Below are 14,041 nucleotides of genomic sequence, written 5' to 3'. Positions count from 1 at the left end.
TCGCCACGTCATCGGCCACGTTCTCGGTCCGTGGATGGTTACCGTATCGCGTGCCGGGCGCGGACACGGCGAACGTTCCACGGCCGTGCGCGTGCCGGGCCGGTAGGCGGTCCGGCGGGAGACTCTGCGACACTCTGAGGCGTGCTGCACGACCCGACGCCCTCCCGCGACCCCCGAACGGGGCGCTGACCGCGTGGACCTCTCGACCCGGGCCGTCGTCACGGCGTGCCTCGCCGCGGGCATCGCCGTCGCCGCGTTCTTCGGCCCGCTCCCGCTCGCCGCGGCGTCGTGGGCCCTTGCCCTGATCGTCGCGATCGGGTGGCCGCGCCTGCTCGACATCCCCGTGCACGGCGGGACGCGCGTCGTCATCGCGATCGCCGGGCTCGGCGCCGTGGGTGCCACGGCCGCGACGCACGGCGAGCCCGCGCTGCGGCACCTGCCCGTGGTGCTCGCGCTCGCCGTGGTGCTCGCGTTCGTCGCCGAGCTCCTGCGCCGCGACGGGCGCCCGCGGCTGGTCGAGTCGCTCGTCGGGACCGTGAGCGGGATCGTCGTCGCGACGTCGTGCGCGGGCTGGATCGCGACGGGACGCACCGACGCGGGCGAGTCCCTGGTCGTGACGTGCGCGGTCGCGCTGGCCGTCGCCTCCGCGGTCTCGGCGCTGCCGCTGGGCGGCTGGACCAACGCCGCGCTCACCCTGGGGCTCGCGGTCGCCGCGGGCGGTGCCGTCGGGTACGTCATGCCCGACCTCGACCTGCTGAGCGGCGTCTGGTCCGGCGTCGTCGCGGGCCTGCTCGTCGCGTCGCTCCACGCGCTCTTCGACCAGCTCCCGGAGCTGCGGGGGCGCCTCGGCGCGTTCTCCGCGACGGCGCTGCCGGTCGCGGTCGGCGGGACGCTGATCTTCGTGGTGGGCCGGGTGATCGTGGGATGACGCCGTCGGTGCTCCCCGTCGTGCTCCTCGGCGCGACCCTGCTCGCGACGCTCGCCCTCGGCGTGTGGTGGCAGCGGCGCCAGGGGGTCGTGCGCGCGCCGCGCACGACGACGTCCGGGTCCGCGACCGACGACGGCGCGGCGTCCTTCGACTGGCCCGCCCACGACGTCGTGCTGGGTGCGCGCGGCACGTTCGTGCAGTTCTCGGCGGAGCTGTGCGCGCCGTGCCGGGCGACGGCGCGCGTCCTCGGCGAGGTCAGCGCGGCGCACGACGACGTGACGCATCGTGAGATGGACGTCGACGACCACCTCGACCTGGTGCGAGCATTCGGCATACTGCGCACGCCGACCGTCCTCGTGCTCGACGCGGAGGGTCGGGAGGTCGCCCGCGCGAGCGGGGGGATGAACCGCGCCCAGGCGCTCGCGGCGCTCGCCGTCGCGGACGCGGGAGCGGCCTCCGCGACCGCGCACGACGCCTGACCCACGCCGTCCCCGACGGCCGCACCGGAGGAGACCGCATGAGCGACCAGGCTGGGCGAGGCGACGCCACGACGGAGCGCGGGACTGCGCCCGCCGGCATCGACCCGCGGGGGCCGCGTGCGGGGGCGGGCATCACGGCGCTGCTGCTCGCGGTCGTCATCCTCCTGTGGACGTCGCCCGCCGCGCTCGTGCTGCTCGCGCTCGTCGCGGCGAGCTTCCTGCTCGGCGCGATCCGGGGCGCGCAGGGCACGTGGCAGGCGTGGGTCTACCGCGTGGTCGTGCTCCCGCGCATCGGCCCGACGGCGGAGCGCGAGGACCCGAGGCCGCCGCGGTTCGCGCAGGCGGTCGGCCTCGTCATCACCGGCGCAGGGGTCGTGCTGGGGCTGCTCGGCGTCGAGGCGGCCGTGCCCGCCGCGGCGGCGCTCGCGCTCGTGGCCGCCGTCCTCAACGCCGCGTTCGGCCTGTGCCTGGGGTGCGAGCTGTACCTGCTGCTGCGCCGGGTCGCCCCGGCGCGCTGACGGCGCCGCACCCGGGAAGCCGGGAGACCCGGCCGGAGACCGGATCGGTCAGTAGACCAGCGCCTGGGCGCCGTCGCGCAGCGCCTCCTCGACGAACACCGCCGCGCCGGCGATCCGCACGCCGGGGAGCACGTCGTCGGCCGTGATCCCGCGGCGCGCCGCGCACTGCGTGCACACGGTGAGGGTGCCGGCGGCGAGCACGGCGTCGAGCAGGTCGGGCAGCGGGGCGGCGTGCTCCAGCTCGAGCTCCGCCGCACGCCCGGGCAGCCCGAACCACGCGGCCTCGCCCGTGAGCCACACGCTCACCTCGACGCCCGCCGCGACCGCCGCGGCGGCGACGGTGAACGCCTGGTTGGCGGCCTCGGGGCGGTCGAGCCCCGAGGTGGCCTTGACGACGAGCGAGCGCTGACGGGGAGCCGCGGGCGGCGGCACGATGTCGGTCACGCGGCCGAGCGTAGCCCTCCCCGCCGGCGCCTTCCCCGCCCGCGGCGTGGTCGTCCCGCCCGGCCGGTAGGATCGGGCGCATGAGTCCGCACACTCTCGAGCTGATCTTCCTCGGCCTGCTCCTCGCGGCGACGGTCACCATCACGTGGTTCGCGGGGTACGTCGTCTACAAGCTCTACAAGGGCCAGCGCTGACGCTGCCGCGCGGGGCGAGCCCCGCCCCCCGCACGTCGCCCCGCCCGACTCCGAGAGGTGGTCGCTGATGCCGTTCGAGTTCCCCGAGGGGCTCGCGCCCGAGGTCTACCCGCTCGCCTGGCTCGTCGGGAGCTGGCGCGGCGAGGGGGTCGTCAAGTACCCGGGCATCGAGGAGACGCCGTTCGTCCACGACGTCGTGTTCGACCACGACGGCGGCCCGTACCTGCGCTACGAGTCGACCCTGCGACTCCTCGAGACCGAGGTGCCGGAGACCGTCCCCGACGAGGGCGCGTGGCCCGAGCGCGACGCCGAGACGCTGGACGCCGCGGCGTCGGACGCCCCCGTGTGGTCCACCGAGACGGGCTACTGGCGCGTGTCCACCGATCGGCCCGACGGGCTCGAGGACGACCGGCACCCGCTCGAGGTGCTGATCGCCGACCCCGCGGGCCGGGTGTCCGTGTACCTCGGAGCGGTCGGTAACGGCCGCGTGGACCTGGCGAGCGACCTGATCGCCCGCACGTCCACCGCGTCGGAGGTCACGGCCTCGAAGCGGCTGTACGGGTTCGTCGAGGGCCAGCTCCTGTGGGTGTGGGAATTGGCGGCCTTCGGTGAGCCGTTGCAGTCGTACGCGTCCGCGAAGCTGACCCGGCGACCGACGACCTGACCCGCGGGCCGACGGACGAGCGCGCCCGCACGCCCGGACGCGCCGACGAAGGAGGACCACCCGTGACCACCGGCTACACCAGCCCGCTCCTGTCCCGCCACGGCGCGGTGCCCGCGACCGGCCCCGACGAGGGCGTCGCCTGGCACTACGGCGACCCGACCGGCGAGCAGCGCGCGCTGCGCACGGGCGGTGCCGTCGTCGACCAGTCGCACCTCGGCGTCGTCACCGTCACGGGTCCCGACCGGCTGAGCTGGCTGCACTCCATCACGTCGCAGGACCTGACGAACCTCTCCCCGCGCACGTCGACGGAGCTGCTCGTCCTCTCCCCGCAGGGGCACGTCGAGCACGCGGCGTCCGTCGTCGACGACGGCGAGACGACCTGGCTCGTCACCGAGCGCTCGCACGCCGCCGACCTCGCCGCCTGGCTCGACCGGATGAAGTTCATGCTCCGGGTCGAGATCTCCGACGCCACCGACGCGTGGGCGGCGCTCGGCGAGCCCGTCGACGCCGAGGGCGCGGAGGGCGAGCCGGTCACGTGGCGCGACCCGTGGCCGCGCGTCACCGGCGGCGGCACGCGGTACGGCCCGCCCGAGGACGAGCACCCGGGCCGGGAGCGGCCGTGGCGGCTCGTGCTGGTGCCGCGGGCCGAGCTGGCCGACGCCGTCGCCGCGCGCGAGGCGGCCGGGTGGCGGCTCGTCGGCACGTGGGCGAGCGAGGCCGCCCGCGTCGAGGCGTGGCGGCCGCGGCTCGCGACCGAGATCGACCACCGGTCGATCCCGCACGAGACCGACTGGCTGCGCACCTCCGTCCACCTCCACAAGGGCTGCTACCGAGGCCAGGAGACGATCGCGCGCGTGCACAACCTCGGGCGCCCGCCGCGCCGGGTCGTGATGCTGCACCTCGACGGCTCGGGGCACCTGCTGCCCGCGCCCGGCGCCGAGGTCACGCTCGACGGGCGGCCCGTCGGCGCCGTGACGTCGGTCGCGCGCCACCACGAGCTCGGCCCGATCGCGCTCGCCGTCCTCAAGCGCAGCGTCCCCGAGGACGCCGAGCTCCTGGTCGACTGCGACGGTGGCGCGATCTCCGCGGCGCAGGAGGTCGTGGTGCCCGGCGAGGGCGTCTCGGTCGACCGTCCCGCCCCGCGCGGCCCCGTCGGCCGGGGGATCACGCCCCGCGGCGAGGGCGCGCCGACGAGCATGCTGTGACCGCGGGGCCGGCGTCCGGGCGCCCGCCGGGCCCGGACTCCGGACCCGGCGCGGTCGACGTCGCCCGCACCGCGTGGCGCCGGCTCCTCCTGCGCGCCCGGATCCGGCAGGGCGTCTCACGCGTCCGCGTGGCGCTGTGGCCCATCCTCCAGGCGTCGGCCGCCGCGGGCCTCGCGTTCGGCATCGCCCGGTACGGTCTCGGCCACACCGCTCCCTTCTTCGCCCCCGTCTCCGCGTGGGTGTGCCTCGGGTTCAGCCAGGACCGGCAGCTCCGCCGCGTCCTCGAGCTCGCGGTCGGGGTCGCGATCGGCGTCGGGCTCGGGGACCTCGTCGTCCACGCGATCGGCTCCGGGTGGTGGCAGGTCGCCGTCGTGCTCGCCGTCTCCGCGCTCGCGGCCCGCTTCATCGACCGCGGCGCGATGCTCACGACGCAGGCCGGCGTGCAGGCGATCGTCATCGTCGGGCTCCCGGCGGCGCAGGCCGGCGGCCCGCTCGGGCGGTGGACGGACGCGCTGGTGGGCGGGGCCGTCGCGCTCGCGGTCGCGGCGCTCACGCCCGGCGACCCCCGCCGTCGTCCCCGGCTGCTGGGTGCCGAGGCGACGACGGAGCTCGCCGCCGTCCTCGACGTCCTCGCGCGAGGGCTGCGCAGACGCGACCGCGCCGACCTCGAGGCGGCGCTCGTCAAGGGCCGCGCCTCCGAGGGAGCGCTCGAGGACTGGCAGTCGGCGGCGTCGTCGGCGCGGGAGCTCGCACGCGTCACCGCGGCCGGGCTGCGGCACCGCGACGAGCTCGGCGGGCTCGAGCGACAGGCCGTCCTCGTGGACCGCGCCATGCGCAGCGTGCGCGTCCTGGCGCGGCGTGCGATGCCGGTCGCGGGCGGGCCGGACGAGCGGGAGCTCGACGCGGTCGCGGACCTCGTCGCCCGGTTCGGCGCCGGGGTGCACGTGCTCGCGGAAGCGGTCGGCGCCGGCCGCGACCCGGCCGTCGCGCGCGAGGTCCTCTTGGAGGTCGCGCACAGCGCGGACCCGCACGCGCTCGGCGACGGCGACTGGCAGGTGCAGTCGCTCGTCATGCTCGTGCGGTCGCCCATCGTCGACCTCCTGGAGGCGGCCGGGGCGTCGCCGCAGCAGGCGCGCGACGCCCTTCCCGAGCTCTGAGCGGACCATCCCGGCCCGTCGGGGCGAACCGGACGTTCTTCACCCTGCACAGCGGAGCCCCGGGCCGGTACCGTCGGGGCATGGAGGTCCCCGTCAGCGCCCTGCGCGCCGAGCTCAAGTCGTGGATCGAGCGGGCCAGGGAGGGCGAGGAGGTCGTCATCACCGAGCGCGGCGTCCCCGTCGCCCGGCTGACGGGCGTCGCGACGGCAGACCTGGTCACCGAGCTCGTGCGCGACGGCGTGCTGGTCCCGCCGGCGGGCGAGCGCCCGGTCCACGTGGTCCCCGCGGGCCGCGACGCCGGCGCGCGACCCGCGACGACGGACGGGGCGCGGTCGTCCGACGGCGTCCGTGGGGGTCGTGGCGGCGGCGTCGCCGCGCTCGTCCGTCGGATCCGGCGCTGAGGCCCCGATGGCCCTGGTCTACTTCGACGCGAGCGCCCTCGTGAAGCTCTGCGTCCCCGAGGTCGGCTCCGCGCTGGCCAGCCGCCTGTGGAACCGGGCGGACGTCGTCGTGACGAGCCGCCTCGCCGACGTCGAGGTGCGGGCGGCGCTCGCCGCCGGCGCCCGCGCCGGCGTGCTCGACGGCCCGGGCCACGCGAGCGCCCTCGGCGCGTGGGACGAGCTGTACCCCGCGCTCCACGTCGTCGAGGTCTCGGGCGAGGTCGCCGACCGCGCGTCGGCGCTCGTCGCGGCCGGTGCGCTGCGCAGCAACGACGCGGTGCACGTGGCGAGCGCCCTCGCCGTCGCGCACGACGACACGATCGTCGCCGCCTGGGACCCGCACGTGGTGACCGCCGCGCGGTCGGTCGGGCTGCGGGTGGTGCCGTGGCCCCTCGCCAGACCGTAGGCTCGTGCCCGTGGGAATCATCGGGTCGCTGCAGTGGATCGTCTACCTCGCGCTCTCGCTCGTCGTGTTCGGGACGCAGCTCTTCGCGCTCGTCGACGCGATCCGGCGTCCGGCCGGAGCGTTCACGGCCGAGGGGAAGCTGACCAAGCCGATCTGGCTCGCGATCCTCGCGGTCGCCGCGGCCCTCGGGTTCCTCTCGCTGCCCCTCGGCGGCGGTGTGAACCTCGGCTTCATCGGGCTCATCGCGGTCGTCGCGGCGATCGTCTACCTCGTCGACGTGCGCCCGCGGCTCCAGCCGTACGGCAACGGCCGCGGCAACGGGTCGTCCGGCCGCCCGGGCGGCTGGTGACGCGCCGGTGACCGCGCACGTCCACGGCGGGGTCGAGCGCGCCGCCGTCCCGCTCGCGGAGGTCGTCCGGGGCGACCTCGTCGAGTCGGTCCACGCCGGACACCTCGTCCTGCTGAGCGGCGACGGCGAGCCGGTCCTGGAGCGTGGCGACGCCGACGCCGTGATCTGGCCGCGGTCGAGCGTCAAGCCGTTCCAGGCCGTCGCGATGCTGCGGCACGGGCTCGTCCTGCCACCCCGCCTCCTGGCGCTCGCCGCGGCGAGCCACAACGGGGAGCCGGAGCACCTCGCCGGCGTCCGGGAGATCCTCGACGGCGCCGGGCTCGACGAGTCGGCGCTGCGGAACACGCCCGACATGCCGCTCCACCCGCCCGCCGCGTTCACGTGGCAGCTCGAGGGCCACGGGCCGTCGTCGATCACGCAGAACTGCTCCGGCAAGCACGCGGCGATGCTCGCGACGTGCGTCGCCGCCGGCTGGGACACCGCCACCTACCTGGACGTCGACCACCCGCTGCAGGTCGCGGTCCGCGAGACCGTCGCCGAGGCGACCGGCGTGCCGGTCGAGCACGTGACCGTCGACGGCTGCGGCGCGCCACTCTTCTCGACGACAGTGCGCGGCCTCGCGCGGGCGTTCGGGCGGCTCGCCGCAGCCCCGGAGCGCGACCCGCGCTCGCCGGAGGCGCACGTCGCGCGCGCGATGGCGGCGTTCCCGGAGATGGTCGGCGGGACGGGCCGGGACGCGACGCTCGCGATGCGCGCGGTGCCCGGCCTGGTCGCCAAGGACGGTGCGGACGGCGTCTACGGCGCCGGTCTGCCCGACGGCAGCGCCCTCGCCTTCAAGGTGCTCGACGGCGGCTCCCGCCCGCGGCCCGCGGTGCTCGCCGCCGCGCTCCGACGCCTCGGCGCGCTCGGCGTGGCGGGGGTCGACGACGCGGCGCTGACCGCGCTCGGCGACGTACCCGTGCTCGGCGCGGGCCGGCCCGTGGGCGTCGTGCGGCCGGTCCTCGACGGCGCGTCCGCCGCGCCGACGGATGACGCGGAGCGTCGCTCGTGAGGGCCGTCGTGCAGCGCGTCTCGCGCGCGAGCGTGAGCGTCGTGGCCGACGACGGCACGACGGAGGTCGTCGGGGCGATCGACCGTCCCGGGCTGCTCGCGCTCGTCGGCGTGACGCACGACGACGGCGACGCGCAGGTCGAGACCATCGCGCGCAAGATCGCGGAGCTCCGGATCCTCGCGGGGGAGCGGTCGGTGCAGGACGAGGGCGCACCCGTGCTGGTCGTCAGCCAGTTCACGCTCTACGCCGACACGAAGAAGGGCCGCCGGCCGTCGTGGAACGGAGCAGCCCCCGGGCCCGTCGCCGAGCCCCTGGTCGAGGCGGTCGTGGCACGGCTGCGCGAGCGCGGGATCGAGGTCGCGACCGGACGGTTCGGCGCGCACATGGCCGTCGAGCTCGTCAACGACGGCCCGGTCACCCTGATCCTCGAGGCCTGACGCACGTCCCGGAGCGCATCGCGCGAGGTAGAGCCGTGGTTCTTGGTGTTCGACGACGTGTGGCTGGGTTGGGTGGGCGGGGTGGGTGGTGGTGCCGCGTCTACCATCCGCCGCTCGTTCCTCGCGGCTCCCGCCAGGCCCGCCACGACGCTGCACCACCACCCACCCCGCCCGGCGTCGTCTCGCCCCGGTCTCCGCCCACCTCGGGCGACTGCCCGCGGTGTCGGTTCACCGAGCATGTTCCCGCTGTCCCCTTCGGTCGCCGGCGTGGCACGGTCGCTCCCGGCTCCCGGCTCCCGGCTCCCGGCTCCCGGCTCCCGGCTCCCGGCTCCCGGTGCCCTGCGCCGGGGCCGTGGGTCGCGTCACCGTCGGACGGGCTGGTCGTCGCGATGTCGCGTCGAGTCGTGGCGACGTCACGTCGAGCAGGTGGTTGTGGATCGTCGGGGGGTGCCTGACGAGCCGTGGTCGCCTGTTCGGCTTGCGAGGACGGCCTGGTCGGCCGGGCGGCGGGCCGTGGGTGGGCTGATGGAAGAGCGGTGGGGGTGGGCTCGGATGCGAAGGGGCGTCAGAGCGGCGCTCCGAGAACCCACGCCCGACAGGCCAGGGTGACGGCGCCGCAGCCCCGAGCACCGAGGCCACCCGCGCCGCGGACCCGACCCCGCGGGCTCGAGGCCCGAGCCCGCGGGCTGGAGACCGACCGCGCGTCGCGGGCCCGGTTCGCCGACCAGACGCGAGCGCGCGCCGTCGGGGTCAGCGGAGCCAGCCGCGGCGCTTGATGTAGGCGAGCGGGATGACGGCTGCCACGAGGGTGAGCAGGACGGTGAGCGTGAAGCCGTAGGGACGGTCGAGCTCGGGCATGTGCGTGAAGTTCATGCCGTAGAACGACGCGATGAGCGTCGGCGGCAGGAACACGGCCGTGATGATCGTGAAGACCTTGACGATCTGGGCTTGCTTGACGTCGAGCGAGGTCATGATCGCCTGCTGGAGGTACCGCACCTTGTCGTGCTCGAAGCTCGCGTGCTGCTTCACCCCGTCGATGTCGGCGACCAGGGTCTCCACGAGCCCGGCGAGCACGGGGTCGGAGTCGGCGATCTCGCTGCGCAGGTGCCGTGCGGCGCGCGCGAGCGAGAGCTGGGACTCCTGGGCGCGAGACACGATCTCCTCCGCGCGGTTCATGCGGGTGATGGTGTCCTGCATGTCGCTCACCCCGATCTCCCGACCGCGGGAGTCGACGCCGCGCGTCGCCTCGTCGATCTCGTCGGACATGTCCTCGAGCAGGTCGCTCGCGTACGACACGACGCGGTCCGCCGCCTCGTTGAGCGCGTAGAGCAGCGCGTACGCCACCCCGTAGGAGGATCCGGTGAGCCACGGGGTGCGCCGCATGCGCGCGATCGCCTTGTCGAAGACGCCGTAGTGGCGCTGCGGCTGGGCGGTCACGACGACGTCGGGGGAGAGTGCGAGCACGATCCGCTCGTAGACGACCCGGTCGCCGTCGCGCCGCGTGGCGGTCACCGGGAGGTAGACGTGCGCGTCGGTCTCCCAGACCCGGTCGCCGGCGGCGGCGAAGTCGACGCCGTGCTCGGCGGCGCGGGCCGTCGCGTCGGGGTCGCCCACGCCGACCTGGACCCAGCGGGAGCGCAGGACGCGGGGGTCGAACCGGGGTGCGCCGGTGCCCTGCGCGCGGGCGTGCAGGTCCAGCCCGCCGCGTGCGGGGGCGGGGAGGGCACGGTCGGCACCGGCCGTGAGGGCGAGGCCCGTGGGCTCGGGCAGCGTCGTCGTCATCAGACACCTCCGGCGGTGACGTGCGCGAGCAGCAGGGCGACGCAGATGAACACGTACAGGCCGACGGTGAAGGAGATGGACTGGCGTTCCAGGTTCGGTCGGCGGGCGCGACGTCGGTCCTCGCGCGCGTCGCGCAGGGGAAGGCGTGCGGGGCGCGTCCGGGTCTCGGTGGCAGGCGAGCGCTGGGTCATGGTGGTCGTCCTTCTCGGCGGGCCGACGACCACGGGCGAGCGCCACGGGGTGGGCGGCGGGCGCGGGTGGGTCGGCGAGGTGCGTCGGCGGGTGTTCCTGCGGCGCGCACGACGGCGCGCGCGGTGCGCACTGGCGACCTCCCCGCGCGGGGCGACGGCCGGCCGCGCGAGTCCTCGGGCTTCGCCGACTCAGGCGACGGGCTGCGGGCCACGGAGGGTGAGCGCGCAGTGCACGGTTCTATGACTGCTGCCGTCCGGCATGGGGCTCACCTCGCTCTCGTGGCGGCGGCGCCGTGGGCGCCGCACCCGGGTCGGGGCGCACGAGAACCGTGGCCGCGACGGGGATCGAGGCCAGGCTAGCCCTCCGTCCCAGACGGGGCAAGCGCCGTCGGCCCAGGTGGCGGTCGTGTGACGACCGGGAAACGATGTGGTGATCCCTTGTTTACGGAGGGTTGTTAACATTTCATCCGGTCGACGGGCGACGAAGCCCCCGGACGGAGGGTCCCGACATGTCAGAACAGCACGACTACCTGGTTCCCGAGCCGCACCGTCGCGCGGACACGCGGTCCGCGCGACGGCTCGAGCGACTCTCCTCCCGCGCGCAGGAGGTCGACCGCGCGCTCGCTGCCGTGAGCGAGGGCAAGGGCGGCCTCGTGTGGACGGCCGAGCGCGGCATGGGGGCGAGCGCGACGCTCGAGCTCGTGTGCGAGGCCGTCGCGACGTCCACCTTCGCGCGCCCGACGCTCACCCTGCGGTGTCGCCCGCCCGCGGGTGCTCCCGCGCCGGGCTCCGCGGTCGTGTCGCTCGTGTCGCAGGTGTCGCAGCTCGCGGGCGGCGTCGTGCCGGAGCGCCTCACGCGCGTCCTCGAGCCCGTCGACCCCGGCTTCGGCCACCTCCCGGAGGTCGCGGCGGTCGCGCTCGCCGAGCTCCTCGTGGAGTCGTTCGACGGCGCGACGGTCGTGCTCGTGGCCGACGACCTGCACCTCCAGGACGAGCTCAGCAGGGCCGTCCTAGCGAGCCTCGTCGCGCAGCGCCACGCGCCGGTCGTGCTCCTCGGTACGGCGACGGCGGGCGCGCTCGACCCGTCCTCCGGGCCGTTCGAGCTCCGCGCCGTCCCGCCGCTCGCGCCCGCCGACGCCCTGCACCTGCTGCTCGTCGAGCGCCGGCTCGCCGTCGCGCCGCACGTCGCGGCGCGCCTCGCGTCGCTCCTCGGCGGCAACGCCGCCGCGCTCACCCAGACGGCGGCGCTGCTCACGCCGGAGCAGCTCTCCGGGGGGTCGATCCTCCCGGACCCGCTGCCGGCGGTGCCCGCCGTGCGCTCGCTCTTCGCCGACCGTCTCGCCGCCCTCAGCGAGGGGGAGCGGCACGCGCTCCTGGTCGCGGCCGTGGCTGTCGTGGACCGGACGGAGCTGCTGCTGTCGGCGACCGGCCTCGCGATGGACGAGGTCCTCGACGGCCCGCTCGCCGAGCACCTCGCGCTCGTGGGTGGCCGCTTCGCGTTCGTCGACCCGCGCATGCGGTCCCTGGTCCACGCGGACGCGCGGCTCGCGGAGCGCACCTCGGCGCACGTCGCGCTCGCCGAGGCGCACCGCCGGGCGGGCGAGGAGGACGTCGCGGTGTGGCACTCGGCGCTCGCGACGCTCGTCGGCGACCCGGCGCTCGTCCCGGGACTGCTGCGGATCGCGCGTCGGCACCTGGACCGCGGGGACGTCGTCTGGGCGCACGAGGTGGCCCGCGAGGCCGCGAGCCAGGCCGCGACCGAGCACCGCGCCGAGGCGTTCGCGATCGCGGGCGTCGCCGCGCTGCGGTCGGGCCACGTGCAGGACGCGGCGGACTGGTTGCGCAAGGCGTCTCGCAGCGGCGACGACGCGCTGCGCGCGCGGACGCTCGGGCCGCTCGTCGCCGCGCTGACGCTCGCGGAGGGTCAGGTGCCCGACGACGTCCTCTCGCCCTACCTGCGCGGCGGACAGCCCGACGACCTCGCGCCGGACGCCGTGGCGGGGGTCGTGTCGGGCGTGCTCAACGCGGCACGGCTGCACGCCGAGCGGGGCGACGGCGTGAGCACGTCCCAGCTCCTCGACACGGCGACCTTCCTCGCGTCGTGGTGCGACGACGACGAGACGGCCGCGGGGCTCGCCCTCGCACGGTCCTGGGCGGCCGTGTTCGGGGTGGGCGAGCGCGGGGTGGTCCCCGACGTCGACCTCGGTCCCGACCACGAGGCGTCGCTGCAGGTGAGCCGTGCGCTCGCCCTCGCGGCCGACGACCGGCTGGACGACGCGGCACAGACGCTCGCGAGCGTCGTCGCGTCCCTCGCGCCGGTCCGCGACGGCGGCCGGTGGTTCGACGGGCCGGACGCCGCCCTCACGCCGCTCGCGGAGGCGCACGTCCGGCTGGCCCAGTCGCTCGTGCACCTGTGGCGCGGCACGCTGACCCGGGCCGCGGACGAGCTCGCCGAGGCGGCGTTCCGGCTCCCGCTCGGGCTGCCGTTCGCCGGGCTCGGCGTGGCGGCGGCGCGCCGTCTCGACATGATGACCCGCGGCGTCGTGGGACCGGTGGCGACGGCGCTCGAGGAGACGTGCGCGAGCCCGACGTCCCGCCCGGTCCGGCTCGGGCTCCTCGTGGACCGGGCGATGGGCGCGGCGTTCGCGCACCACGTGACCCAGGCGGCCACGCTCCTGGAGCTCGCGGCCGAGCGCGAGCGCCCCGACAGCGCACGCATGCTCCCGCTGCCCGGGCTGGACGACGTCGAGGCCTGGGTCGTCGCCGGGCGCCACGACGCGGCGCAGCGCGCGCTGGCCCGGCGGAAGGTGGACGCGAAGGAGCTGCCGCCGTCGCTGCGGTCGGCGACGCTCGTCCGGGCCGACGTGTCCCTCGCCGCACCCGAGGACCTCACCGCGCCGCTCGAGCGGGCGACGCGCGTGAACCGGACCACGGCCTCGCCCTACGAGCACGCGCGGACGGACCTCTGCGCCGCGCGGGCTCTCGTGCGGGCCGGAGAACTGCAGCGTGCGCACGGCCTCTTCCTGTCCGCGATCGAGCTGTTCGACGACGCGGGGGCGGACGCCTGGACGACGATCGCGCGGGAGGAGCACGCGGACGTCGTCCGGCTCCTCGGCGGACCGGTGACGGACGACGCGCCCGGGACGCCGGTGCCCGCGGGGCCGGTCGCAGCGGCGACCGGGGCCGTGGTGGGCGGCGCGCCCGCCGGCTCGTGGGCGGCCGCGGCGCGCGCCGCGGGCCTGCACGCGCCGCTGCCCGGGGTGCTCGGCGGGCAGCGGCCGGGAGCCGAGCCCGTGACCCGTCCCGTGCCGCCGGACGCGTGCCGGCTCGCGGTGCGCGAGAGCGACGTGTCGGACGAGGCGCTCGCCGAGCTCCGGGGCCGGTGGTCCGACGAGCTCACCGAGCGCGAGCTCGACGTCGCGCTGCTCGTCGTCCAGGGCGCGTCCAACCGGGAGGCCGCGGACCAGCTGTACCTCTCGGTGCGCACGGTGGAGGTGCACCTCGGTCGCGTGTTCCGCAAGCTCGGGGTGCGCTCGCGCGTCGAGCTCACCGTGCTCGCGCACCGGGTGGGGCGTTGAGGGGAACCCACCACCCCCGTCGGGACGCTACGTAGCGAGGGGCGCGAGCCGCGTTCGATTCGGTGTGATTCGTCCGCTTCTGAGGGCCTCTGTCCTACGGGTGAACCCTTACGTGGCGGGTAAGTTCGCACCATGAACAATGTGGGAAGCGCGGATAACGCCGCGGTGCCCGCGTCATTACGTTCGAGAGGACCCGAGGGCGACGACGACTCCGGAGG

General features: G+C 76.2%; 15 protein-coding genes. 12 read left to right on the top strand and 3 right to left on the bottom strand.

Annotated features, from left to right (window positions below; translation table 11 throughout):
- The first annotated feature begins 193 nt into the window (after positions 1-193).
- The 3 genes from NHH00_RS15480 to NHH00_RS15470 are packed head-to-tail and all read left to right on the top strand — an operon-like array spanning position 194 to position 1,925.
- Entirely contained in the window at positions 194-928 is a 735-nt protein-coding gene (locus NHH00_RS15480; RefSeq protein WP_253053886.1) for a hypothetical protein, read from the top strand.
- Positions 925-1,407: a thioredoxin family protein gene (locus NHH00_RS15475; protein WP_253053884.1), complete on the top strand. Its 483-nt coding sequence runs from the start codon at positions 925-927 to the stop codon at positions 1,405-1,407. Before NHH00_RS15480 ends, NHH00_RS15475 begins: the two co-directional genes overlap by 4 nt.
- Before the next feature lie 38 nt (positions 1,408-1,445).
- Positions 1,446-1,925 (top strand): DUF4395 domain-containing protein, encoded by a 480-nt coding sequence (locus NHH00_RS15470; protein ID WP_253053882.1) that lies wholly within the window; start codon positions 1,446-1,448, stop codon positions 1,923-1,925.
- Positions 1,926-1,973: 48 nt separating this feature from the next.
- On the opposite strand, the gene NHH00_RS15465 is transcribed toward NHH00_RS15470, so the two are convergent.
- On the bottom strand, positions 1,974-2,369 hold the full coding sequence (locus NHH00_RS15465; protein WP_253053880.1) for a DsrE family protein: 396 nt from the start codon (positions 2,367-2,369) through the stop codon (positions 1,974-1,976).
- Positions 2,370-2,630: 261 nt separating this feature from the next.
- On the opposite strand from NHH00_RS15465, the gene NHH00_RS15460 reads away from it, so the two are divergent.
- The 8 genes from NHH00_RS15460 (at position 2,631) to dtd (ending at position 8,272) form a co-directional block, all read left to right on the top strand.
- Entirely contained in the window at positions 2,631-3,227 is a 597-nt protein-coding gene (locus tag NHH00_RS15460; protein ID WP_253053878.1) for an FABP family protein, read from the top strand.
- A gap of 62 nt (positions 3,228-3,289) precedes the next feature.
- On the top strand, positions 3,290-4,432 hold the full coding sequence (gene ygfZ, locus NHH00_RS15455) for a CAF17-like 4Fe-4S cluster assembly/insertion protein YgfZ (protein ID WP_253053876.1): 1,143 nt from the start codon (positions 3,290-3,292) through the stop codon (positions 4,430-4,432).
- Complete coding sequence (locus NHH00_RS15450; RefSeq protein ID WP_253053874.1) at positions 4,429-5,589, top strand: FUSC family protein; 1,161 nt, start codon at positions 4,429-4,431, stop codon at positions 5,587-5,589. The genes ygfZ and NHH00_RS15450 overlap by 4 nt, the downstream gene beginning before the upstream one ends.
- A gap of 80 nt (positions 5,590-5,669) precedes the next feature.
- The gene (locus NHH00_RS15445) at positions 5,670-5,990 is read left to right on the top strand and encodes a type II toxin-antitoxin system Phd/YefM family antitoxin (protein WP_253053872.1); all 321 of its coding nucleotides are present in this window, start codon (positions 5,670-5,672) and stop codon (positions 5,988-5,990) included.
- Between the two features lie 7 nt (positions 5,991-5,997).
- On the top strand, positions 5,998-6,435 hold the full coding sequence (locus NHH00_RS15440; protein WP_253053870.1) for a type II toxin-antitoxin system VapC family toxin: 438 nt from the start codon (positions 5,998-6,000) through the stop codon (positions 6,433-6,435).
- A gap of 10 nt (positions 6,436-6,445) precedes the next feature.
- Positions 6,446-6,784 carry a DUF2516 family protein gene (locus tag NHH00_RS15435; RefSeq protein ID WP_308202327.1) on the top strand — a complete coding sequence of 113 codons (339 nt, stop codon included), beginning with the start codon at positions 6,446-6,448 and terminating at the stop codon, positions 6,782-6,784.
- A 7-nt stretch (positions 6,785-6,791) separates the two neighbouring features.
- Positions 6,792-7,835: an asparaginase gene (locus NHH00_RS15430; RefSeq protein ID WP_253053868.1), complete on the top strand. Its 1,044-nt coding sequence runs from the start codon at positions 6,792-6,794 to the stop codon at positions 7,833-7,835.
- On the top strand, positions 7,832-8,272 hold the full coding sequence (dtd, locus tag NHH00_RS15425; protein ID WP_253053866.1) for a D-aminoacyl-tRNA deacylase: 441 nt from the start codon (positions 7,832-7,834) through the stop codon (positions 8,270-8,272). Before NHH00_RS15430 ends, dtd begins: the two co-directional genes overlap by 4 nt.
- Positions 8,273-9,022: 750 nt before the next feature.
- Here dtd and NHH00_RS15420 read toward each other — a convergent pair.
- Together NHH00_RS15420 and NHH00_RS15415 are read right to left on the bottom strand one after the other, a co-directional pair.
- Positions 9,023-10,054, bottom strand: coding sequence for a CorA family divalent cation transporter (locus tag NHH00_RS15420; protein WP_253053863.1), 1,032 nt, complete (start codon positions 10,052-10,054; stop codon positions 9,023-9,025).
- Complete coding sequence (locus tag NHH00_RS15415) at positions 10,054-10,245, bottom strand: hypothetical protein (RefSeq protein WP_253053861.1); 192 nt, start codon at positions 10,243-10,245, stop codon at positions 10,054-10,056. The genes NHH00_RS15420 and NHH00_RS15415 overlap by 1 nt, the downstream gene beginning before the upstream one ends.
- 509 nt (positions 10,246-10,754) lie before the next feature.
- Between NHH00_RS15415 and NHH00_RS15410 the strand changes: the two genes are divergently transcribed.
- Positions 10,755-13,823, top strand: coding sequence for a helix-turn-helix transcriptional regulator (locus tag NHH00_RS15410; protein ID WP_253053859.1), 3,069 nt, complete (start codon positions 10,755-10,757; stop codon positions 13,821-13,823).
- Positions 13,824-14,041: the final 218 nt, after the last annotated feature.

This window comes from Cellulosimicrobium cellulans (genome assembly GCF_024124905.1).
Classification (GTDB): domain Bacteria; phylum Actinomycetota; class Actinomycetes; order Actinomycetales; family Cellulomonadaceae; genus Cellulosimicrobium; species Cellulosimicrobium cellulans_G.
This window is presented reverse-complemented; position numbering and strand designations above follow the sequence as displayed.